At 57.4% G+C, this 20,736-nt stretch carries 18 protein-coding genes and 1 tRNA gene; 7 read left to right on the top strand and 12 right to left on the bottom strand.

Features of this window, described 5'->3' with window-relative positions; genetic code table 11:
* Window positions 1-6: 6 nt before the first annotated feature.
* Together ACVMB0_RS13245 and ACVMB0_RS13240 are read right to left on the bottom strand one after the other, a co-directional pair.
* Window positions 7-780, bottom strand: a complete 774-nt coding sequence (locus tag ACVMB0_RS13245) for an IS630 family transposase (protein WP_461346521.1) — start codon at window positions 778-780, stop codon at window positions 7-9.
* Window positions 674-1,558, bottom strand: a complete 885-nt coding sequence (locus ACVMB0_RS13240; protein WP_461346520.1) for a helix-turn-helix domain-containing protein — start codon at window positions 1,556-1,558, stop codon at window positions 674-676. Before ACVMB0_RS13240 ends, ACVMB0_RS13245 begins: the two co-directional genes overlap by 107 nt.
* A gap of 333 nt (window positions 1,559-1,891) precedes the next feature.
* On the opposite strand from ACVMB0_RS13240, the gene ACVMB0_RS13235 reads away from it, so the two are divergent.
* Window positions 1,892-2,071, top strand: coding sequence for a hypothetical protein (locus tag ACVMB0_RS13235; protein WP_461346519.1), 180 nt, complete (start codon window positions 1,892-1,894; stop codon window positions 2,069-2,071).
* 73 nt (window positions 2,072-2,144) lie between these two features.
* On the opposite strand, the gene ACVMB0_RS13230 is transcribed toward ACVMB0_RS13235, so the two are convergent.
* The gene (locus ACVMB0_RS13230) at window positions 2,145-2,621 is read right to left on the bottom strand and encodes a hypothetical protein (RefSeq protein ID WP_461346518.1); all 477 of its coding nucleotides are present in this window, start codon (window positions 2,619-2,621) and stop codon (window positions 2,145-2,147) included.
* Window positions 2,622-2,846: 225 nt separating this feature from the next.
* Between ACVMB0_RS13230 and ACVMB0_RS13225 the strand changes: the two genes are divergently transcribed.
* Entirely contained in the window at window positions 2,847-3,407 is a 561-nt protein-coding gene (locus tag ACVMB0_RS13225; protein ID WP_461346517.1) for a hypothetical protein, read from the top strand.
* Window positions 3,408-3,530: 123 nt separating this feature from the next.
* Here the strand turns inward: ACVMB0_RS13225 and ACVMB0_RS13220 are convergent, their stop codons facing one another.
* The 4 genes from ACVMB0_RS13220 to ACVMB0_RS13205 form a co-directional block, all read right to left on the bottom strand.
* Complete coding sequence (locus ACVMB0_RS13220; RefSeq protein WP_461346516.1) at window positions 3,531-3,770, bottom strand: hypothetical protein; 240 nt, start codon at window positions 3,768-3,770, stop codon at window positions 3,531-3,533.
* A 12-nt stretch (window positions 3,771-3,782) separates the two neighbouring features.
* Window positions 3,783-4,088, bottom strand: a complete 306-nt coding sequence (locus ACVMB0_RS13215) for a hypothetical protein (protein ID WP_461346515.1) — start codon at window positions 4,086-4,088, stop codon at window positions 3,783-3,785.
* Entirely contained in the window at window positions 4,085-4,486 is a 402-nt protein-coding gene (locus ACVMB0_RS13210) for a hypothetical protein (protein WP_461346514.1), read from the bottom strand. The genes ACVMB0_RS13215 and ACVMB0_RS13210 overlap by 4 nt, the downstream gene beginning before the upstream one ends.
* A gap of 245 nt (window positions 4,487-4,731) precedes the next feature.
* Window positions 4,732-4,808, bottom strand: a tRNA-Met gene (locus ACVMB0_RS13205).
* A gap of 208 nt (window positions 4,809-5,016) precedes the next feature.
* Between ACVMB0_RS13205 and ACVMB0_RS13200 the strand changes: the two genes are divergently transcribed.
* The 4 genes from ACVMB0_RS13200 (at window position 5,017) to ACVMB0_RS13185 (ending at window position 8,327) form a co-directional block, all read left to right on the top strand.
* Complete coding sequence (locus ACVMB0_RS13200; protein ID WP_461346513.1) at window positions 5,017-5,655, top strand: hypothetical protein; 639 nt, start codon at window positions 5,017-5,019, stop codon at window positions 5,653-5,655.
* Window positions 5,645-6,595 carry a nucleotidyl transferase AbiEii/AbiGii toxin family protein gene (locus ACVMB0_RS13195; protein WP_461346512.1) on the top strand — a complete coding sequence of 317 codons (951 nt, stop codon included), beginning with the start codon at window positions 5,645-5,647 and terminating at the stop codon, window positions 6,593-6,595. The genes ACVMB0_RS13200 and ACVMB0_RS13195 overlap by 11 nt, the downstream gene beginning before the upstream one ends.
* Before the next feature lie 102 nt (window positions 6,596-6,697).
* Window positions 6,698-7,663: a phospholipase D family protein gene (locus ACVMB0_RS13190; RefSeq protein ID WP_461346511.1), complete on the top strand. Its 966-nt coding sequence runs from the start codon at window positions 6,698-6,700 to the stop codon at window positions 7,661-7,663.
* 49 nt (window positions 7,664-7,712) lie between these two features.
* Window positions 7,713-8,327: a hypothetical protein gene (locus ACVMB0_RS13185; RefSeq protein WP_461346510.1), complete on the top strand. Its 615-nt coding sequence runs from the start codon at window positions 7,713-7,715 to the stop codon at window positions 8,325-8,327.
* A 22-nt stretch (window positions 8,328-8,349) separates the two neighbouring features.
* Here the strand turns inward: ACVMB0_RS13185 and ACVMB0_RS13180 are convergent, their stop codons facing one another.
* From ACVMB0_RS13180 to ACVMB0_RS13170, 3 genes are all read right to left on the bottom strand, one after another.
* Window positions 8,350-8,799, bottom strand: a complete 450-nt coding sequence (locus ACVMB0_RS13180; RefSeq protein ID WP_461346509.1) for a phospholipase D-like domain-containing protein — start codon at window positions 8,797-8,799, stop codon at window positions 8,350-8,352.
* Between the two features lie 392 nt (window positions 8,800-9,191).
* Window positions 9,192-11,417, bottom strand: a complete 2,226-nt coding sequence (locus ACVMB0_RS13175) for a hypothetical protein (protein ID WP_461346508.1) — start codon at window positions 11,415-11,417, stop codon at window positions 9,192-9,194.
* Window positions 11,418-11,420: 3 nt separating this feature from the next.
* Window positions 11,421-16,127, bottom strand: a complete 4,707-nt coding sequence (locus ACVMB0_RS13170) for a helicase-related protein (protein WP_461346507.1) — start codon at window positions 16,125-16,127, stop codon at window positions 11,421-11,423.
* Window positions 16,128-16,360: 233 nt separating this feature from the next.
* Here ACVMB0_RS13170 and ACVMB0_RS13165 point away from each other — a divergent pair, with 233 nt between their 5' ends.
* Window positions 16,361-16,783, top strand: coding sequence for a hypothetical protein (locus ACVMB0_RS13165; protein WP_461346506.1), 423 nt, complete (start codon window positions 16,361-16,363; stop codon window positions 16,781-16,783).
* Here ACVMB0_RS13165 and ACVMB0_RS13160 read toward each other — a convergent pair.
* Window positions 16,746-18,965 carry a hypothetical protein gene (locus ACVMB0_RS13160; RefSeq protein ID WP_461346505.1) on the bottom strand — a complete coding sequence of 740 codons (2,220 nt, stop codon included), beginning with the start codon at window positions 18,963-18,965 and terminating at the stop codon, window positions 16,746-16,748. The two genes, ACVMB0_RS13165 and ACVMB0_RS13160, sit on opposite strands and share 38 nt — an antisense overlap.
* Entirely contained in the window at window positions 18,962-20,644 is a 1,683-nt protein-coding gene (locus ACVMB0_RS13155; protein WP_461346504.1) for an HsdM family class I SAM-dependent methyltransferase, read from the bottom strand. The genes ACVMB0_RS13160 and ACVMB0_RS13155 overlap by 4 nt, the downstream gene beginning before the upstream one ends.
* Window positions 20,645-20,736: the final 92 nt, after the last annotated feature.

The following is a 20,736-nucleotide window of genomic DNA, read 5'->3' as shown; positions in this document are numbered from 1 at the left end:
CCGACGTTATCCGAGGCGCGGGTCCTTGCAGTTGTTCGACGGACAGAATTCGGCAGGCACCCGCTCCTTGCCCCATATCTTATTGCCGGCCCGGCGCGGATTGAGCCGGAAATGCTCATTCCTTTCCTCAAAGTAGCGGTCGATCGCAGCCTTTGCCTCGCCCGGCGACTGATAATTGCTGTTGTGGATGATGGCCCGCGCCATGCCGCTGAAGACGGATTCAATGACGTTAAGAAATTGCGCCCGCGCGGGAAGCGGCGCGATGACAACCGTCGGGCCCAAGATGCGACTGTTGTTATCCTCAACAGCCGCGTTGAGTTCTTTCGAGATATGCCAGGAGGCGGCGTCCCATGAGAGATAGATGCATCGGCGGTCCTGATATTTCTCAAGAAGCACGTTCATCATGCGGATCATCTCCGCCGTGTTCTTCTTCTCGCTATAGAAATGCGTGACCTGATTGGATGAGAGTTCAATGGCAGCCGTGAGGGTTACCCTCCCACGCGATTTTTGCCATTGCTGGACGAGCCGTTGTTCGCCGGGTGCCGTGAGCGCACGGCCCGGCTGATCCTTCACGGAAAAAGGCCCGAACTCGTCGATGGAGAAGAAGGCCTCATCCGGGGCGAGATTGGCCAGTATCCATTTGATCCGGTCGAGTTTTTGCGCGAACTCCGGATCATTCGAGGTCAGCACGATGCGGGCTTTCCGCCATTTGTAGCCGGATGATCGGATGATCCTGCGGACAAGGTCCTCGCCCGCCGGCTGCCCTTTTTCCGTAAGCACGCGACTGAGATCGGCAACTTTCCATGTGGTGCGATTGATGCCGAATTCGCACCCGGTGGAGCGTTTCGAACAGGGCGCTCCTGATCTCCTCATTGTCGAACTTGCGCCGCGCACACCTGCGCGGCGCGAACAACGCATCCGCGCCGCATTCGGTATAAACCCGAAGGCATCGTCGCCAGGTGACGGGGCTTATACCGATCAACCTGCACAAGAAGCTCTGCCGAATGCCGAGCCAGTGCGCCAACAGCACCATGGCCCGCCTTCGATCGAGAATCCGCTCGCTCAGCAAATGCTTGAAGATTGACTGAAGATCGGCTTCCTCAGTGACCTGCGGCAACCTGGCACTCCAGGTCGTGACGAGCGCCTGAGGCTGCGCCGCTGGGAACGCTGCGATGGTGCTGATAGCGCTCTCGCTCACGGGCGCGCGGTTTCGCGCGAGTACGGTCGTGATGGTCGAGGGCGCCGGCACCTTCGTCAGGCCACGCTGGCGCAGCTCCCGCGCGATGCGCCGTCCGCCCCATTGTGGCTGGCCGGCGCGCACGCTGAGAATATCTCGCTCGACGGTGTCCGGAGTCCTCCTGGCACTTCGGTGAGGGCGGCGCGAGAGATCTTGATAACCCTGTGAGCCCATCGTCCGGACACGCGCCAGAAACTTGTAAGCGGTCTTGGGACTGACTTCGAACTGGCGACAAAGCGCCCGGATATTGGCTCCCGGGGCAGTCGCCAGCATTACAAAGTGTTGCCTGGCCTCGATGACGGTTCTTGATGACCATGGCATCGCTTCCCTCCGTTCTGGACGAGAATAGATGGCGCCTGAACCAGTAGTTTAGCGCGACAGACCCGCACACGAAATGGCGGACCTCACAGCCGGCCGGAGCAAGCACTAACGCGTCAGCCAGAACAGCACCGGTCAGCCGCGCTCCACCTGTCCTAACTCCATCTGACCGCCCCACGCGTCCTTCTCCGGCCTTGTTGCACCGTCCTCGGCTTGAAGGCGCAAGCGCTGTGCGCTCGTCCGCTTCGCTCCCGCCCTCCGGATGCGCCCACCTCCTCCGTCGCGTCGGCCTCCGTTCAAGGCCGCGATTGGCGCGGTCAAACGATGGAGGATGAGATGGAACTTTGGACAATAAGCGAACTGATGCACTTCACCCGCGATGAGCTTTGCAGGCTCTCGACCGAAATCGAGCATGTCCTGCCGCGGCATGAGCCCGGCACCGTGGAACGGCTTCACGCTTTGAGTACCCTCGAAAATATCCGGCGTGTTATGGCGATCCGCGGCTTCCACTTCTGACGGCAGGCCAAAGCAGAGCGCCCCTGCCGATCTCTCGGCAGGGGCGCCCCGCTTTCAATACTGTCATTCGGTCCTAACCGCTGAACGCTTCCATCCTGCGCGAGCCGCTTCTTCCGCGTCCGGGCTTCTTGGAAGGGCGCTTCGGCGTTCGTACCAACTTCGCTTTCGCCTCAAGCAGTTCGGAGATGACGGTCTCGGGTACTGTGAGCAGGAGCTTGCTCTGCTCCCCACCCGCGAGATCCTTCCACTTGAGCCGCGTTTTGTAAGGCTTCGCTGGATTGAAGCTCTCGGTCGGCTCGAAGGTCTCGACCCGGAAGGCGATCGCCCGGTTGACCGCCACGCTATCCTCGGTGAACAGATGCAGCTCGTGCTCGGTGGCAAATTCTTGCACCGTCTGTTCGGTGAGGACGATGTCGCGGTTCAGAAGGACAAGCCGCGCCTTGAACTCCTTCTCCGGTTTAAATTCCGGGTTCGCTGTCGGGTCGAAGGGCTCGACAAACGCGACCTGCTCGACAGGTACCAGTCTCTTTCCGATGGTGACGACTTTCATGATGACTTCCTTTCGCTTGGGTTGATCGAGGCATCACGCTAGCGAAATGACATCACCAACAGGACCGAAACGATTGGGAATCGAGGCGTAGCAATCGAGAACGTTTGGGAATCAGAGCGCGGAATCGGAATCTTCCGGAATGTCTCGCAATGGTTCGTGAAAGATCCGCGCGAGATGATCTGCATACGATCGTCCGTCGAAGGAATCATCGGGAACGTTTCGCAGATGCAGCATTTTGTGTTTGCCTTACACCTACCAAAAAAAGACAATGCCTCCGTTCACTCGGCCTTTTGTTGGCCGATGAAGCATACCAACAGAGGGGGTTACCTGTTTTTGGCAGCATTGCATTTGAGCGCTGTCAGCGAGGTACAAGCGATCACTCCCAACTCTGAAGTCCTGCGCGTCCGCGAAGGACATCTTAAACACAGATTGGGAGGATACATGCAGTCAGGCGCCGCTCCCCAAAAGAACCAACTTCATCTCGCGGATGACATCCTGGAAGGGGCGGAAGCGATTGCCGACTTCCTTTTTAGCGGCACGAGCGACCATGAGCGCGGTCGCAATCGTCGCAAGGTGTATTACCTCGCCGAGAACTGCCAGCTCCCATTCTTCAGGATCGGCGCCATACTTTGTGTACGCAAATCCGTGCTGCTGGATTTCATAGCTTCGCAGGAGATCCGTGTCTTGCCACCGAAAGTTTATCATCCCCGGAGAAGGGGCGGACGCGCGGCTCGCGATGACAATTTCCAGCAGGAAGGGAAGACGAGCACTGAGCAGGGGCAGTAAGCAGGTGAACACCTCCCGTTGTTGGCGAAACGAAACCCTGACAGGCGATCGCTGGTGGAAGCTGAAAGAGCGCCTAAGGAGGGCGCTCCCCGTCGAGCGAAGGCGTAGCACGCGAGACTGCACCTAACGAGATTGCTCGCGCCTCCGCTCCTCCTCGCGGCCGGAGTGCTCGCGTCTACGCTCCTCGTCGGCGGCAATATGGCGGCATGCCATTTCATACCATTTGTAGCCGTCGAAATGCGCAATCTCGCCGCCCCCTCCGTTAATGTAGTAGGCCCAGGCCTGTCCCCGCTCTACCTCGGCGCGCTGGTCACCGGTGAGGCCATGAATCCGCTCACCAGTTGCTGTTAGCGGTTCCCACATCACTCCATCTCCTCAGAAAGGAACATCATCTTCGTCGGTGACCGTTCCAGCAAATGGCTTGTACTTCCAGAGTTTAGAGCTGGCATCGACGAGCAAGTGAGAACCAAAGCCATCTTCCGGCACCTGCTTCATCAAGGCTGCCGTAAGTTTGAGTCCGAAGCGCCGAGCCTTCACCTCTCTCTTCGTCGGTTGCCGGTCTGGATCGTAGGCAGGCGCATGGCTGAGCAGGGCACAAACAGCCCGGCCGATTTGCTGATGGGCTTCAATCTCGGCTTGTTTCTCGGTGAGACGGGCACGACGATGCTGTTTGGGAGTCATGACGGCAACTCCTGTTGAGGCGCCGCGCAGGTTGCCATCCGGCTATCGAACAGGATGGCTTCCGGAGCCAGCGACTTCAGATAGGCTTCGTAGCTCTTGGACTGGCTCGCATCCCTAGTGACGGTGGTGGAGACCGTCTGGGTGGTCACGCATGCCGACAGGTGCCGGACAGGGGCATCCTGGAAGCCGCCGATGAACTCCTCGAATTCGGGGTGGTCCCATCCTGCAAGAACGACCGTGTTGGCGTCTTTGTCTTCATAGTAGCGCCAGCCAGGAGCCCGAAAGGGCTTGAAAGCGATCAGAATGCCGAGAGGATCATGGCGGCGCCCGATAGTGACCGCTTTCGCGAGGTACCTTCTTGTTCCGCGATAGATCGTAAGTCGCTGCCGCAACTCCATGGTCTCCCTCCCTTGCGCGATGTGATGTCATGCATGGAAGCTAGCGGCTCTTAAGCGTCCCGCATCAGGGAAGGTTGGTAATCTGTTGTACGGTCTTCACGTGCAGCTCACCAATGTTACAGATTGAGTCAGCCGCTGGACTGACTTCTGCCAAGCTGGACAAACGCCGGAGTGCTCCGGGCGGGCAAGGGTTGGCATGGCCGACACATCGCTTGCTGCCAGACTGTTCAGCGTGCGTAGGCAGTTGGTTGCGGGAGCCGGATTTGAACCAGCGACCTCAAGGTTATGAGCCTTGCGAGCTACCAGGCTGCTCCATCCCGCGGCCTGAAGAGGCACCGATATGCTCGCAACGTTCTCGAGTTGCAAGTATTTTATTAACCGCCTTAAGTTGTCGTCATTTCGGCGTGGCTTGCACCGAAATCCGTAGCGGGCACGGATTGACCCGAAACAGCCGGCACACGTGAGTTCAAACGTATGCAGATAAATCGTTCTATCTCAATATGTTACTCTTGAGATTGCATGATTTTTCAATGAAAAAACTTGCAAATCGTCGATTTTTGACCTATATTCGAGACATGACGAAGCTCGATGAACTCAAGCGCCACTTGAAGCCCGGCCAAGCCTACCGGCGCGCCGATCTCGCGCGTTGGTCGACATCTGTCGATCGGCATCTCAAGGAGCTGGTTGAGAGCGGCACCCTCAGGAAGCTCGCCGGCGGCCTCTACATGCATCCGAAAGAAACGGCCTTTGGACCGGCACCGGCGGCCGACAAGGATGTCGTGAGTGCTTTCCTGAAGGACAATACGTTTCTGCTGGCGTCGCCGAACGCCTACAACAGTCTGGGCGTGGGCACGACGCAGCTCTATGACAAGACCGTGGTTTACAATCACAAGCGACATGGCGAGTTTCAGCTCGGCAATCGCAAGTTCGCATTCCGTGTGAAGCCGCGCTTTCCAAAATCATTGACGAAGGAATTCCTGCTCGTCGATCTCGTCAACAACGTCGACCAGCTCGCCGAGGCCAAGGACGAAGTTCTCAAGCGTGTGGCGGAGCGTGCTGCCCAATCCGATCAGAAGCGCTTGCGTCGTGCGGTGCGCGATTACGGAAGCGAGCGAGCCAAGAAGTTCTTTGAGCGCGCGCTGAGAACGAGCGATTTGCATGCCGCGTAACTTCCTCCACAATCACCCGCAGTTTGCTGATCTGATTCGGATTGTGGCTGACGAGAAGAACATTGATCCGGCTCTGGTCGAAAAGGACTACTGGATCATGCACTGCCTCTACGGGCTTGATGAGCTCGGCTTTATCTTCCAACTCAAAGGCGGCACATCCCTCTCTAAGGGGCACCAGATCATCAACCGGTTCTCGGAGGACATCGATATTCTGATCGAACCGTTTCCTGGCCAGGACGTAAAAACCGGCAAGAACCAGAATAGCGCCGCGCAGATCAAGACCCGAAAAGACTTCTATGAGTGGCTGGCTGGCGAGATCAAGATTGATGGCATCTCAAACGTCGAGCGCGATACCGAGTTCGATGATCTGCCGAACTATCGCAGCGCTGGCATCAAACTGAACTACACGACGGTCGTCGAGGCCATGGAAGGCTTGCGGGAGGGCGTCCTGCTTGAGGTCGGCTTCGACACGGTGGCGCCGAACGCGCCAAAAGACATCAGCTCCTGGCTCTACGATCGGGCTGTTGCAAGCAATGTGGAAGTCATCGACAACCGCGCCATGGAGGTGCCTTGCTATGACGCAGGTTATACTTTCGTTGAAAAACTGCAGACGGTCTCAACGAAATTCCGCAAGCAGCAGGCGGACGGTAGCGATCCGGTCGGGTTCATGCGTCACTACTACGATATCCATGAGTTGCTGAAACAGCCTGACGTTCAGAAATTCATCGGCACGGAACCCTACAAGGCTCACAAGCAGGCACGCTTTAGGCAGGGTGATAATCAGAACATCGCAGAGAACCAAGCCTTCATCCTGGGCGACGCGGAGACACGCGCGCTGTACGCTGACGCTTACAAGCGCAGCAGCGCGCTCTATTACGCTGGTAAGCCGACTTTTGAGCAAATACTGGCAGATATCGCAAAGTGGGCGAACAAGCTGTAGAGCCAAGAGACGACCCACTCAATATTGCGGCAAGGGTCCGCCTTCGAGCATTCCCTACTCGGATTGGCTGTTTCGAAAGTCTCGATCGCGAAGGACGGCAATATGGAAGTGCTCGACGAGATCGCAACGCTGGGCCTGATCAAGAAGCAAATGCAGCGCAGCCGGACAGCGCGGCTTGCCGTGGCGTTCTGGGGGCTTGGAGCCGCCAGAAACCTCGGCATAACTGAACGACGGGATTGGGTGGAGATCATTTGTAACTTGTCGCAAGGGGGAACGAACCCTGACGAAATACGGACGCTCATGGGATTGCCGCAGGTCGGATGCGACCGCATCGTTCAAAACGATAGGCTCCACGCAAAGGTGTATCTTTTTGACGATTTGGCAATCGTAGGATCATCTAACGCTTCCACCAACGGACTGCGCCTTGAAGGCAATGAGCTAAAGGGATGGTTAGAGGCGAATGCTGTGATCACCGATGCCGACGGCTTGGCATCAATTCGAACGATGTTCGACGAACGGTTTCGCGGGCGACCAATCACAGAAAACGATTTGCTGAACGCGGAAAAGACCCGCGCACGCCTCCCTCGGAAAGAACCGCCGAATTCTCGCACCATACTGGACGTTTTGATATCCGAGCCAGAACTGGTGCAACGACTAGAACTATATTTTGCGGCCTATGACGAGCCTCTCAGCAAGAGTGGCGACAGAGAAGAGGAGAAGGTGATGCGCGAGTACGGGCCCAGCTTCGGGGTATTTGAAAGCTGGCCGACCATTCCCAGGGAAGCGCCGATTGTTTGCTTTTGGATCGGACCACGCGGTGGCATGACGGAAGATGGGACGTGGATTGTTGCTCCCGCGCAAAACGATCGAGAAGGTGGGAGATATCAAATCGCGCAGCGCGTTGAGAAGGCATGCGGTTTTGAGGTGACGCAGAACGACGCTAGGTGGAGACAAATCTTCAACTGGGTTCGTCAAAGCGATGTGTGGATCAACCGCGATGGCGGAATGTTCGTGCCGATGAGTGAGATTGCCGATGTTATCGCAAGCGGCGTTCTCCGCCTCGTGTAGGCTTTTGCACACGCCATGTCTCGCTGCATACATCCCTTGGAACTAACCCATGGACATATTTTCTAAATCGTACGGGACGGGCATGTGGGGTTGGCTGTTCAGATATCAGCTCGGCGAATTGCGTCGCGCATACCGAGCGGCGCGAGAGGCTTCGGACGTTGAGCTCAAAGAGCTAGAGAAGAAATGGGAGGAGCTTGAGAGCCGTGTCGATGCTGGAACTGCGCAACTCGTCGAGCAAGACGAAGAGGGTAACGTGGTGATCGACTGGGGGGAGCAGGCAGGGGAAGCGTTCTCTGAAATTGAAGGCGTCCAGCGCATCTACCGTGAAGCGTTCCTGATTTCCCTCTATCACTTCTGGGAGCGGGAACTACTCAAGGTGATGAAAAAGACTCAATATAAGGACCAAGATACTTTTGCATTTTTGAAGAATCGGGGGCTTTCGCCGGATGAACCAAGCCTCACAGCATTGCGGCTCGCGGCAAATGTGGCGAAGCACAGCGGGGGCAAATCAGCGGATGACCTTTACAAAGTACGACCAGACCTGTTCGACACAAAGGAAATGGCTAAGTGGAATGACAAGCCAGGACATGAATATCTATTGATCACAGATCAGGTCCTAGACACGTTCTTCGAAGCGGTTCGAAAATCCGGACCCGGGAAATAGGAAGATGCGGAGGCCAGACGGGTCACAACGGGCGAGCGACACGCAACACAGCTTCCACCAGGCGTGCAACTTGACCGGCTGCACCGCCATCGACAAGAGTCCCGGCTTCCAAAGATAATCCTTCGCTAGAACTGAGCAGGTTAGCCGATCCAACGTAAGCCAAGCCGTCGTCAGCGAGGACGATCTTCGCGTGGAAGGTTTCCACGGGTACCGCCCGGCCGACTGAGTGCGATAGATGGTAGTCTCGAACCGATACGCGCAGCGCGCGCAGCCACTCGGCGTGCTCCACGCCAAGCTCCGCCAAATACTTATCGGTGTTGCGCAAGATGAGGATTTTTTCGCATTCCGGCTGGGCACCTTCGAACAGCCGGCGCAGCCAACGAAAGCCACCGGCATCGATAAAAGGCGACATCACGACCAGCTTCTTCTTCGCTGCTTGCGATAACCGCGTGAACGCCGCCGTCGTCGTCAAGAACCCGCCAGGACGTCCGAGGCTAGCTGCCAATTCCTTTTCGAGGTGACTTGGCACAAGAGGCATTGTGACTGCTAGTTCGACGGCCGCGGGACTAAGTCGCATACGTCGAAAGTGTTCTGCCCCATTCAAGACTTGCGCTAAGCGTTGGAGCTCAGAGGGTGCATATTGGCACTGCCAAATATCGTAGTCCGTTGCAGAGCAGACCCCGGCATCCGCTAGTCCAGCCAATACCTGTGCTGCCTGTCCAGCATCCGTGACAATTCCCGATGCTTCGCAAATTCGTTCGACCCGCCATGTCCCCGGTCCAAGTGCTGCCAGCGCTTCGAGCAAACGCGCGGCAACTCCCGGCCAGGGAGCCGCACACCGAACAATATCGGCATCCGACGCCATTATCCCGAAGCAGGCGCCGGAGCCGCGCGCAGGGTTTGGACGACCTCAAAATAGCCACGCAATGGCGTTTGGTCCGTGTCCCATAGGGGCGCGCGTCCCCCGATCAGGGCAGCACGCGACAGTAGTTGATTTCCAGCCACGCAAGATGTTTCGGGAATCATGATACATGCCGGGCACGCGCCTCCACGATGATCGCAAAGCGTACCAGAGCCACAACGCAGCTCTCGACGCGCAACAAGGTAACGCAGAAAGGCACTGTTCTGGTCCCGCCACATCGAGGATATGTTGCCTAGATCCTCGGTCATCCCGCGACGGTGCACAATGAAGGCTAGGTCAGCAGGGAAAATCACTTCGCTCAGCGAGCCCAGATCGAGCCCGGAAAATCGGGCGATACCGTGCATGACATGATGCGCCATGGAATGCAGCAGGAGATATGTCATAGATGCGATATCGCGTCCTCTCACGCGCGATGCCTCGTCGCGGACAGAAAACTCCTTCAGAAAGAGGCCAAAATCGACGTACGATTCGATTAAGCTTCCCCCGATGGTTCGGGGGGCAACGGGAGGCTGCGGAAGAACACCATTTTGCTGGAGGAATGCCGCAACCGTCTCCGCATTCAACTGAATGTAGACAGCCTCGTTTTGCTGCTCGATGACATAGACGGGCCGCTTGTTGCTTGGGAGTGGCGGAAAGCCCATGAGACGAACGGGCATCCTGCGCTCCTTTTGCATCGTCTCGGGAGTAGCGGATACGCGAGAGTAGCCGAACGAAAACTCGACCATCTCGAGGTTTCGGATCAGGCGCGCTTCTTCGATTCCAGCCCTTGCCAGATCATCTGATACGCGCCTTTCATACACGCGTTGAAGTTCTGTGGTTTCATATTCGGCGCAAAGATCGGGATAGGCAATTTTTAAGTTAGCCGCTTCGCCGGCGAGGTTCACCTTTCTCCTTCGCAGCGCATCGTGTTCGATCGTGCTACGGATTGGATCATATCGGCGCGCAAAGCGAGAACGAGTCCGGACTTGAGCCTGCAGAGCAGGGCTGGCGGCCACCTCGCGCGAGACAAGACCGGCCTCATACCATCCATTGAGCGTGGTACGTGCCGCATCCGCCCATAAGTCGGCACCGGCAGTATCGCCGGTGGCGCGTGCAGAGGCCTCTCGCGTACGGAACATCTCATAAGAAGCGAAAATCGAACCCTGACCGTTTCTGTCAAGTTGCGCTTTGATACGCTCATCACTTGGGTCGTTCCCGGCAAAGCCATGCAATGAGGCAACGCGCGAGGCCAAATCGTCCTCCCGCGATGGAGCCATGAGGGTGATGACTTCGGGATCTGTGTCGAAAACGATGAACCGCGCGGTCTGGACATAGAACACCGGCGACGCCCGGTACGAAACCGGAATCATATTAATCTCGCTCCACTGATGCGGCACGCCGGAGTCAATCAGGGGCTTCAGGAGATTAAGGCTGAAAGGATCGGTCTGATAAACCTCCCGCTGCGCGCTGCAGCCAGTGCAGACGAACCTCCAGCGCGAGAACTGATTACCCTGCTTCAAGAGACGGAAATTCTCAGTGCCGCACTGGCAGCGTGGGATCTTTTGGACGGCGCCTTCCCTATCCATAGTGTATCGATAAGGCGAAAGACCCTCAACGCCCCCCGACCAATGCACGTAGACGACGTCGAGTTGGCGCCAGCGCGAATCGTGCGCCGGTCTTCCGCCCTCGGCAGCGCAGGTTTGCGGTAGTGGCTCGGCTAGCTGATGGGCAGGAGAGACATATTCGCGAACCAACGCACACGTGTCGCACCGGTACACCAGAGGTCCCGGTAAATATCCCATGCGTTCTGGTCGGAGGAATTCAAATCTGTCGAGCGCAATATCAACCGAGGCGTTGCCCTGTCGCATCGGATTATGAAAGCATCCGTCGAGAAGCTGTTGCTCATAAACCGGCGCGTTGCGGTTAATCGCCATTCCTCGCGCGAGCCAATTTTGGCAAAACTCCTGCATACTATCGATGATCTGATCCCGCCGCGTCTGGCGAGCCGAAAAATCTATCGCCGAGCCGTCTATTGGCACGGACAAGCAGGCGCCGCGGCCTCCTTCCCACGTGAAAATAGAACCTGGCGCGTAGGCGGTGGCCAGTTGCGGTTGAGAGCGCGTCATCCGCGGCGGGTAGGCTCTCAGACCTTGCGCCGCTCCGGCACCGCCTTGTTGATCTTGAGGCATAGGTTAATCCTCAACGTCTATGGGTGGCGGGTCGGCATCGACGTCAGCCTGAACGGCCATGCGCTGGCCGCGGATGATGCGCATAACTTGCCGTATCGTCTCGGAATGAACGCTCTTGCCTCGAAACGGATCGCGGCTTGCGCCCAAAATGACGCCGCCTGCATCCACGTCGCGGAGCGACATCATGGGCTTGCGCATGTCTCGCGTCTGTCGGCTTTCCCAAAAATTAGACAATTTGCTGCTGTCGGAACGTTGCGTGAAAAGCCCCAATATCTCTCGAACGCGATCTTCAACAAACCGACGATAGTGTTCGGTATGCGTGGCAGCTCCAGTCTGGCGCTGACCGCGACCGTCGATGCCGATTGCCTCCAGTGCAAACTCCGTGACGTCGCGGATTGCTCCAGGATTTCCACCGGCATAGCGATCTGCCCAAGTCTTGATTGCCGAGGCAGTGCTGAATGTCCGGGCCGCAGACTTGTCACCGCTGGCTGTCGCAAATAGTTCCTGTTCGACAACGCCGCAGAGGTATGCCTGCACAATGCTCGGCATGGCTCGCCGAATTGCCCTTTCTGCCCACCGCTGGACGGCGGGTGGAGGTATCATGCGCTCGAGGAACCGATGAAACTGATCGTGTGTTTCGATGACATAGCGGTCCCTACGGCTATGCGGCGTCGGTATGAGTAGGCTGAAGCCTACATGGGTGCGCCCCACCCGGCTGGATGCCTGAATATACTCAGCGATATCCGCTGGCAGGCCGGCAAAGAACATCGCGTTGAATTTGTCGACGTCAACGCCATGGCTGATTGCCGAGGTCGCAACAATATTGCGAAGGCTGTCGCCTAGAGGCGGAAACTGTGCGCCAGGGGCCACACTCGTCTCGGCCTTGCGCATGACTTCTTGAATCTCCGCAATAGTCACCCCGCCGGAGATCAAGTCAGTCACGAAAGGCAGATCATCGATCCCCTCACCTCTCTGATCACGCTCAACTTGAGTTTGCAGGGTCTCAATGATCTGATCGCCGCCCTTTTTGTTGGTGACATAAGTTAAGGAAATACGCAGAAGGTCGAGCAGGGTAGCCAGAATGCTTGCCCCGTTGGGAGTAGCCGGCGCAACGAGATCCACCAGAGCTTGCCGGCGCAAATTCGTCAGCGGATCGTCTGGGTCGAGAGCCGCTACGAGGTCATTGACTGCTGCTTGGGCCGCTCCTAGCTCGATAATAGCCCTCCACATATTGGTGATGGTGAGGTGGTACGCTGAAGCGACCGCCGATGTCGTCATCGTGTGCGAGCGACCATTCGTCATAATCGATACGTATGTTCGCATCCTCGGCGCAAATTTCTCAGGCCGTAGATAGGGCGACGTTAGTGCACTGAGCTGTCGCCTTTCTGCGGAGCGAGGCGTGCGCGGCATCGCGTAGAACGATTCGTAAAGATTGGGGCCGGGGCACGGGAACCGTAGAGGCTCGCGCTGGTAAAGGACGCGCAGCTGCCTATCGGGGTCGGAAATCGTCGCTGTCGCCGCAATCACCTTGGCCATTCTCGGTCGGCGGCTACTGTCGTTGCCATCGGGCCGCCAACTTGCAACGTAGTCCTTCAAGATGCCATTGCCGAGCCGTGTCAGAATTCCTTCGAAGGCCGTTTCAAAAAGCCCTGAAAACGTCCCGAGGCTCTCTTCCAATAAGTGCCCCTCGTCCTGAATAATCAAACTAGGGAAAGGATCATGGAAGACTGCAACGCCATCTGTGTACGCCGGCTTAAGCCTCGTCCAGCCCTCGTCCTGCGCCCGGGCCAATGAACGCGATCCGCGAGGCATGTGGAAGTGACGATTGCTCGGATCCATAAATCGAGCGGCGCCGAGCATTCCGACGATCGCATTGATCGTGCGATCATGCTGTCCGATCAACGCCAATTTATCGATCGTTCCGAGCACAACGGACGGCGCCCGCTGATAGATCGTATCGTCGGTCAGCAAGAAGGGGAGAGGCACGCGATGAGGCGACGCTGGGTTTGCTCTGTTCCAGTCGCAAAGGTCATTGAAGCAGACAATACCAATGCGGCCAGCCTGGAGTGGATAGCGCCGCATCCCCGTGGCGCGACCGCAACAAGGACAGGTTCGCAGCTTGTCGTAAGCCTCCAATGTCTCTTTATAGCGGTCAGAACGGCGGCGCGCCGTGCGCGCGGCTTCGGTATCGTCTTGGGGCGGATTTAGAAGAGCTGCATCGTTTGCGTAGCCGGCCAGCGTGATCGCTGGGACTCCGCCGAAACCTTGTGCTGCTCGATTTGGCGTATTTCCTGACCCGACCCAGAAGCCGATCTCAAAAGGCGCTCCCACGACGCGATGCTGGATTCGGACTAGTTCCGCATTCACAAGAATACGCATCAAGCGTCGGGCCTGCTGCAGCGTCAGGAGACGCAACGGATATCGCACAAGGGCAGTTACGCCCCGATGCTTTCCGCGCAACCGGTCGAGAAACAAGTTGAAGACAAGCAAGCCGAAGAACGCCTCGGATTTACCGCCTCCTGTTGCAAAATAAAGGAGACTTGCCGTCAATTCGTCGCGTTCCGGATCAAACCGGTCAGCGAACTCAGGCATGCGGGACGAAAATGTGGGGATATGAGCTAAGATGAAGGCGAGTTGAAATAGCCGCCAATCCGTAAAGCGCGTTCCTCCATACCGAGCGAACGTTTCATTGGTGAGGAGCCACGCCTCCCATGGCGCTGCCCGTGGATCGAGCGTCGACCAAGAGCCAAAGGCGGCATTCGCGGAAACGGCAATGGCGGCCGACCGAGAGTCGATGAGTAGCTGAACGCCCGCACGAATATAATTGCTTTCGCGTCGATAGGCTTCCAGATCGCGCCCATGGGCTTGCCGTTCGCGCTCCGCGAGCTCAGGCGGCAGATTCGTGCCGGCATCAACGACTGCTTGCCTGCCAATCCAGTCGTCATAGCTGTCTGGTAGTAGAAGCAGCCGCCGGACATCAGAATTTCGGTCGGCAAGCTCGCTGTAACTAGTCGGAAGGTTATCAACGACGGTAGGATCGATGCGCGGCTGGTGATAACGCGGAGCCCAGGTGGTGCCGATATGAACCACGTCATCTGGCGAGGGCAATAAACGCACACCGCAGTTCAGCCCCATTGCAGGATAGGTCAGCCAGTCACTAAATCGGTACGATGGTTGCACGCGATCAAGCCTAAGAGGTTGATGTAGCGGCTTCGGGAGGCTTAACTCCAACGAAACCTGGAATAGAGATGGCTCGAAATCCGCGAACGATTGCCGTGTCGGAGCCTGAGCAGCATTTTCAATCGCAACCCGCATATTCACACGCGACGGGTCGATAAAGTCCGGACCAGCATCAACAACCAAAGCGACGCCGGTAAGGTCTGGTAGAATGTCAGCCAAGACGGCCTGCCGCCGTTGACGCAGCGCGGTCAAATACCGTTCCCATCCTTCTCTGCTTGAGAAGTTGCTCGGCAGTATTCTTTCATTGGGCCGGTAAGCGTCCCGCTGCCCTTCCGGTGAATTGAGCCAAGTCTGCAATATCTCGCGAGCCTGCGCCAAGACCCGCGCCTCGAAGGCAAGTGACGCCGCATCTTGAGTCGCCGGATCACTACTGGAAAATCTGAATTCGCCCAGATTGAGAACAAATCGGCGCCATTTCATCGGAATTGGTTGCCGTTCGGCGATTTGGTCATTGAGGACGCCGACATCGGGGCGCACGGCTAGCTCGGCGCCCGCCGCTACTTCCGCAGGCGTACCCTCGATTGAGGCGCCTTCGCTTGTATCTTGGGGTCGCAGTTCGTTGTCAGCTTCGGGCGTACCGGTTTCCGAACCATCAGCAGCGGGATCAACCGTAAGATCTTCGGTGGTAATAGCCCGTTCACGAGTGCCATTTTGGTCGATGCTCAATCGCAAACCAAGTTCGGCAAATGCACGGTTAAATGCTTCGCGCCGAATTGCAGCGATAGCCGCGTTGCGTTGGCGGCGAGCGGCAAGCCGCTCTTCGACTCTGCGGCGGCGTGCAGCCGCAACATCTTCAGCGCGTACGGCAGCCGCTTGCGCTGCTCTGTTCTGCCCGCGCAGATCGGGATCGGATGCACCGTCTTCTGCGATCCGCTGATCCGACTGGTCAGCCAGATCGCGAGCGCGCTGGGCTTCCGCTATGGCTTCTCCCGGCCGCTCGTCGGGCTCATCGTCTTCGTCTACGGGAGGAAGCGCCGCCCTTGCCTCGTTGATGATTTCACGAGCCCTTGCCTCGACTGCCTGACGGGTTTCGCGTGACAGCTCCGATCGTGGGAACATGTCGTGCCTGGGATCTGTTAATTCCTCCCAAGTCGGTAAGACGCGTACATAGATGGCAAAGCGAGGAACGACCTCAATGTCGCCATGTCCGTCGGCGGCAACCTGGAGGTCGATTCCCATGGTCGCTATATGAATGTCCGTCGTATCGTCGCCTTGACCCGTGGCGTCGTATCGCGGCAGCAAAAAGCCACTTACGAGCTTGGAAGACGGCTTTGAACCGTAAATGAACTCACCTGCCGGTCCGTCGCCCGTGCATCTTTGCACCGTCAGCTGCAGAAGCGCTTCAACAACCGCTTCCTTCGCTTCGGTCAAATCCCGGTCGCCGGCATTGCGTGCAGCGCGCTCGACTTCGTCCAGATTGACGCCGGTTGGAATGGCTTGGGCCGTGTTTGAGGGACTTTGATCGGTCATGCGGCCTCACACCCATCGATACAAGAGACGGATAAGACGCCGTCGAGATGCTCCATGGCTTGCTGCCGCAATCTCGTAATTCCGTCTTTGACCTCAGTCGGCACGCCGCCCGATCCCCCGTGTGGATCGACCAGCACCGATACAAACGCCTGCGCCATCCTTGCGCCCGCTCGCCGCCTGTCGATCCGTAGAGGTTCAATGCCTTCTCGCCAAATGCTCTCTGCGAGCTGAGGATGAACCTTAAGAACCTGCATGAAAGCTCGAAACTCTGGCCAGTGCTGGGGTGCGTGGGGTCGGAGGCGATCCGCTGGCAACTGCTTGTGCTCAGCGACGTTGAGCCAATCCAGGACGGTTGCTTCAACTACCGGTCGGGCTCCGGCGCTACGAAGATGCGCGATTATGTAGCGCGCCTTGGCCGCGCGACTGTCGCCCGGAATACTAGGCAAAGCAGCTTCGACGGCGGCATGATAAATTTGGACCCTCGTTTGGGCCAATATACGAACAGGCAGAACGCGACGGGCTTCGTGCACGAACGCCTCATTCGGCACAACGATCGTGTTTCCCTTGACTATCTCGTGTGCGGTAGCGCGCTGAAAGGGGTTGATGTCAGCAAAGCGGTCATGGCGGATAATCAAACCGCGGCCGAACCCGCATAATCCGACCGCTTTCAAGCGAGATCTCGATCACTTCCTGATCATCGTCATCGCCTTCACCGGTCAGATCGATTACTCTATCATCAGCTGGCGCTGGATCGCGGCTATCGAGTTCGAGGTCCACGGGCCCTACCGCGCGCGCGCGAGCCTCTGCTTCAGCCGCGGCAGCGGCCACGGCAAGTCGGCCACCGATCTTGCCCTGCCCGGCCAGGTCCGGCTGTGCGGCGAGGATGCGATACGTAGCGCCTAAGCGGCTGACGAATTCTCGATCAGCGATAACGATGATTTCTTGCGGCAACCACTTCCTGCCGAGGAGAATAGCAAATTGGTCACGCGGCGGCGCGACAAGAACAAGTCGCTTCCAAGAGTTGCGGCTTTTGCCGCTCTCGATATTTGCCAGTTCTGTATCGAGTGTTTGCAAGGTGACGAGGCGAACAAATCCGCTCGCTACTTTTTTCGTTAGCTGCTCGTCTGGCCCATCGTCGGCCGCGCCGATCCTGCGCTTGCCGAGTTGTAATTCATAGTCACTTGCAAACGCCACAACACTAGGACTCGACTTACGCCCAAGACCCGTCGCGATCTCGGCTAACATTGATCCGATCGGCGTATCGGTCTCAAATTCGTTAAATGCGGATTCCAGCGCGCCTTCCAGTTCGAGCAGTCTCGCCCGCTGGCCGCTATCCGACGACAGGTCGATTTGGCGCTTGACGGTAGCCAAGACCGTTCCCGGGGACCGGCGCTCGAGGAAGATTGCCGCGCCAGCATCAGCCTCGTTAAGAACCTCATGCGCCATAGCAAGTCCGCAGGGCAGGCTCATCGCGCGGCGAAAACCGCCCATCATCTGCCGAAGAAGCCCAGCAGCACTGCTGTCCGAACTTTTGCGCGCAGCTTCGGATATTGCTTGGAGCGCTGCAGCCCCTTGTCCGCCCGCAGAATGAAACTGGAATTTGACTCCGGTCACGTCACCGATTTCAGGATCAGGGGAGAAACAGTTGTCTGAAGATCGGACGATGATACGGGAGCCGGAACGGTCGATCTTGGCTGCCTTAACTGTAAGCTCCGCAGCCGCAAGCAGCTGGAGGAGCCGACGGTGCACGTAGATGTCTTGCGTTACACCGATTACGGGCGTCTCGGGCTGAACTAACGTAAGTGTCTGCAGAAACGTCCGAACCTTATCTTCCCAATCATGCCCAAGACGTGAAAGTCCGGGTGGTCCAAGATCGAGGATACAAATGTCGGAAGGCCGCCCAGAGGAGAGTGCGGTGTGCTGCAAAACGGCCTTAACATTGGTACGTGGGCAAACGCCGAAAAAGCCGAACGGTGCGGTGGTGGGCTGGCTGATTTCGCCTCGATGATCGATCATCTGATCGAGGCCGGCGCCGTGGCGCACCCGGCCGAACAATTCGTGTGCAGGACCAGCAAAAGGAAGCGGCGCGTTGTCGCAGCCCAGAGCCCCGAACGTCGCGTAAAGCTCGCCGAGCGTCGGATGCGCCAAGTGAGGTTTCGAAACATCGCGAGATTTGAGATTGTGAAGATGGCCTAACGTAACATGGAGGTGCCCGAGTTCGGAAGATAGCTCTGCTTCGCCAACCTGCCGGCGCGTGAGATGCAGATTATTGTGTTTAGTGATCTGGTCACGATCGACCAAAATTCGGCGTTGTGTGGTGCCCGTACCACTACCTCGCCATGGGAAATAGATCGTTCGAAAATCTGGGACTGAGGGACACCACTTGAACGTGCCGCTGAGCCGAACCTGGGGCGAGCCTAAGATCGCCAGCATCGCCAGGGGATGCAGGATCGAAAGATCACGAACTCCTCGCGGCCACTGCAACACCGCAACAGAATCGCGATTGCGCAAAGCATGCAAAAACAGTTCAAGCAGCGTTAGAGTCGGTCGGTTCAGCGGCGTGTACTGGCGCGGGCCCTCAGCTTCCAGGTCGACGAACGACATCTTTCGCAAAACGGCCATCGTATCGGCGATATTGAGAGCGGCGAAGCGCTGGCGCTTTGCTGTAAGGGCCGCTTCCTTCTTACCGCGTTCAAGGTCGATCTCGTCTTGATGCTTTCGAAATTTGTCTAGGTGGCGTTTACGTTCAGCCTCCGCCTTCTGACGAGCCTCGTGGATTCCATCTTTGGAGTTCCACTGGCGCCTGCCATCCCTGAAGTCCTGAGGCGAGCGGCTCACGGTCGCCTTCCTTTCTGGGATTTGGCTTGACGTCCGGCCCGTTCAGACGCCGCATAGGCAGCCTCCGCCGCCTCATCATCACTAAGTTTGTTGTTGGCAAAGAAGCGCCTGACGTCGGACGCCATAGGCAAAGGGAGATCCCGCAACGCCTTGGTGGACACGCTGACAGACCCAGACATCCTTCTAAACCGGTCGTCGACCGCCTTTGTGTTGAGAAGCCGGCACAGCATGCTGAACGGAAGCAATCGCTTCGCTGTTGGCTTTGGCATAACAACGATCGTGTGGTTCTCGGTTATATAGCCTTGGCCGCCAACGACGTCCGCTTGCCGCACGATGCCGGCGATGAGGCGTCTCTTCTGCCTTCGGTTGCTGGTGCGTTGGAGAATGAGCGCGTCGGTTCGCAGGATCGCATTGGAATCCTGAGGAATCCTCGCAAATCCGATGCGACCGTCATCCCCGTCCTTTGGCTGACACTTCTTGTTTGCGCGGACGTTATGCGCCCAAAACAACGGCACTTCAGTCGAGCGCGGGGTTTTGCCGACGCGATAGCGATGCTGTTCGCGATTCCACACAAAATAGCCCGTTCGGGTCAGATAGCCGTAACCATCAAGCGTCGTTAGGCCAGGCTGAAATAGCGGCGATCCACTTGAGCTATCGGGTAGGGCCCAAACGTGCGAACTAGGTCGTGCGGGAAGCTCAAGCTTACCAAGATAGCGGCTTTGCTCGTCGATTGTGAGAAGGGATGTTTCTGCTGTAACCGGGTGGGGTTGCCCGTCATGCCGCCGGAGCACCATCACACATAGATCATACAGCACGTCGAGAAATACGTCGCTCCGCTTATCAATAAGGTCCAGACGCAAGACGCTCGCACGCTGCAGAATCCGCTTGCGTAACGCGGCGAAGTGGGGCCCACCGACAAACGACATCGGGACGATGAGACAAATCACGCCGCCCGGTCGTGTCCAACGCAGCGCCAGTTCGATAAACAGCGCGTAGAGATTGACGTAGCCACCCGAAATAACTGAACTAAAATTCTCTCTCAAAAATCTGGTAGGCCGCAGAATTCTGCCGTATGGCGGATTTCCAATGACCGCATCGTAAAGTACATCTGGCTTATTCAGCTCCAACGTGTTGGCCCGATCGACGAGACCATCAAGCTCGATTCCGGAGGCATCGATTTCGGCATACAAAAGATCTGTAAGCAAAGCTTCCGAGAGTTGCGCAAGACCATTATCGATTTCAACTCCATGAAGTGTATCGCCGATAGTCTGTACAATAGTCTTCGCGCGACTTCCGCGCTGCCGCCCTTGACGCAGAATGCGAGCGGCGAGCGGAACTAGGAAGGCAGCGCCGCCTGATGCAGGATCTAGAATCCGATGATGCCCTGGCTTGATGCCAGCCTCTAACAAAGCGTCGATCGCGTGATGTGCGAGGTGTGGGGGCGTAAAGTAGGCGGCGAGCTTCCGTCGGCGCGCTTTCGGCATCAAAAGCGCATAGAGGCTGGCGATCCAATAGTGCCGCTCGTCGTCGGGAAGATTTGCGAAGAACGATCGAATTTCCGGATGGAGAAACCGATTTTCGAGAATGGCCTCGCAGGCCTGAAGGGGCGTCATGGGGGAACGCTTGACGCGCAGTGCAATACGTCGAAGATCATGCAAACGCCGATTGAGCGTTGGCATCAATTCGAGATCTGACGGCTTACTCGTTACCCTCATTCCGGCGCTGCGCCCCCCACAGCACAAAAAAATTGCCGTCTTCGCGGCGTCGACAC

Source organism: Bradyrhizobium sp. USDA 4451 (genome assembly GCF_054822585.1).
Note: the sequence above shows the minus strand (reverse complement) of the source record. Positions and strands in the feature narration are given on the sequence as shown.

Excerpts from the sequence above, each read along its gene's own strand:
- ACVMB0_RS13240 (WP_461346520.1), bottom strand. The coding sequence starts at position 1,558 with ATGCCATGGTCATCAAGAACCGTCATCGAGGCCAGGCAACACTTTGTA.
- ACVMB0_RS13235 (WP_461346519.1), top strand. The coding sequence starts at position 1,892 with ATGGAACTTTGGACAATAAGCGAACTGATGCACTTCACCCGCGATGAG.
- ACVMB0_RS13230 (WP_461346518.1), bottom strand. The coding sequence starts at position 2,621 with ATGAAAGTCGTCACCATCGGAAAGAGACTGGTACCTGTCGAGCAGGTC.
- ACVMB0_RS13225 (WP_461346517.1), top strand. The coding sequence starts at position 2,847 with ATGCAGCATTTTGTGTTTGCCTTACACCTACCAAAAAAAGACAATGCC.
- ACVMB0_RS13220 (WP_461346516.1), bottom strand. The coding sequence starts at position 3,770 with ATGTGGGAACCGCTAACAGCAACTGGTGAGCGGATTCATGGCCTCACC.
- ACVMB0_RS13215 (WP_461346515.1), bottom strand. The coding sequence starts at position 4,088 with ATGACTCCCAAACAGCATCGTCGTGCCCGTCTCACCGAGAAACAAGCC.
- ACVMB0_RS13210 (WP_461346514.1), bottom strand. The coding sequence starts at position 4,486 with ATGGAGTTGCGGCAGCGACTTACGATCTATCGCGGAACAAGAAGGTAC.
- ACVMB0_RS13200 (WP_461346513.1), top strand. The coding sequence starts at position 5,017 with ATGAAAAAACTTGCAAATCGTCGATTTTTGACCTATATTCGAGACATG.
- ACVMB0_RS13195 (WP_461346512.1), top strand. The coding sequence starts at position 5,645 with ATGCCGCGTAACTTCCTCCACAATCACCCGCAGTTTGCTGATCTGATT.
- ACVMB0_RS13190 (WP_461346511.1), top strand. The coding sequence starts at position 6,698 with ATGGAAGTGCTCGACGAGATCGCAACGCTGGGCCTGATCAAGAAGCAA.
- ACVMB0_RS13185 (WP_461346510.1), top strand. The coding sequence starts at position 7,713 with ATGGACATATTTTCTAAATCGTACGGGACGGGCATGTGGGGTTGGCTG.
- ACVMB0_RS13175 (WP_461346508.1), bottom strand. The coding sequence starts at position 11,417 with ATGCCTCAAGATCAACAAGGCGGTGCCGGAGCGGCGCAAGGTCTGAGA.
- ACVMB0_RS13170 (WP_461346507.1), bottom strand. The coding sequence starts at position 16,127 with ATGACCGATCAAAGTCCCTCAAACACGGCCCAAGCCATTCCAACCGGC.
- ACVMB0_RS13165 (WP_461346506.1), top strand. The coding sequence starts at position 16,361 with ATGAACCTTAAGAACCTGCATGAAAGCTCGAAACTCTGGCCAGTGCTG.
- ACVMB0_RS13155 (WP_461346504.1), bottom strand. The coding sequence starts at position 20,644 with ATGCCAACGCTCAATCGGCGTTTGCATGATCTTCGACGTATTGCACTG.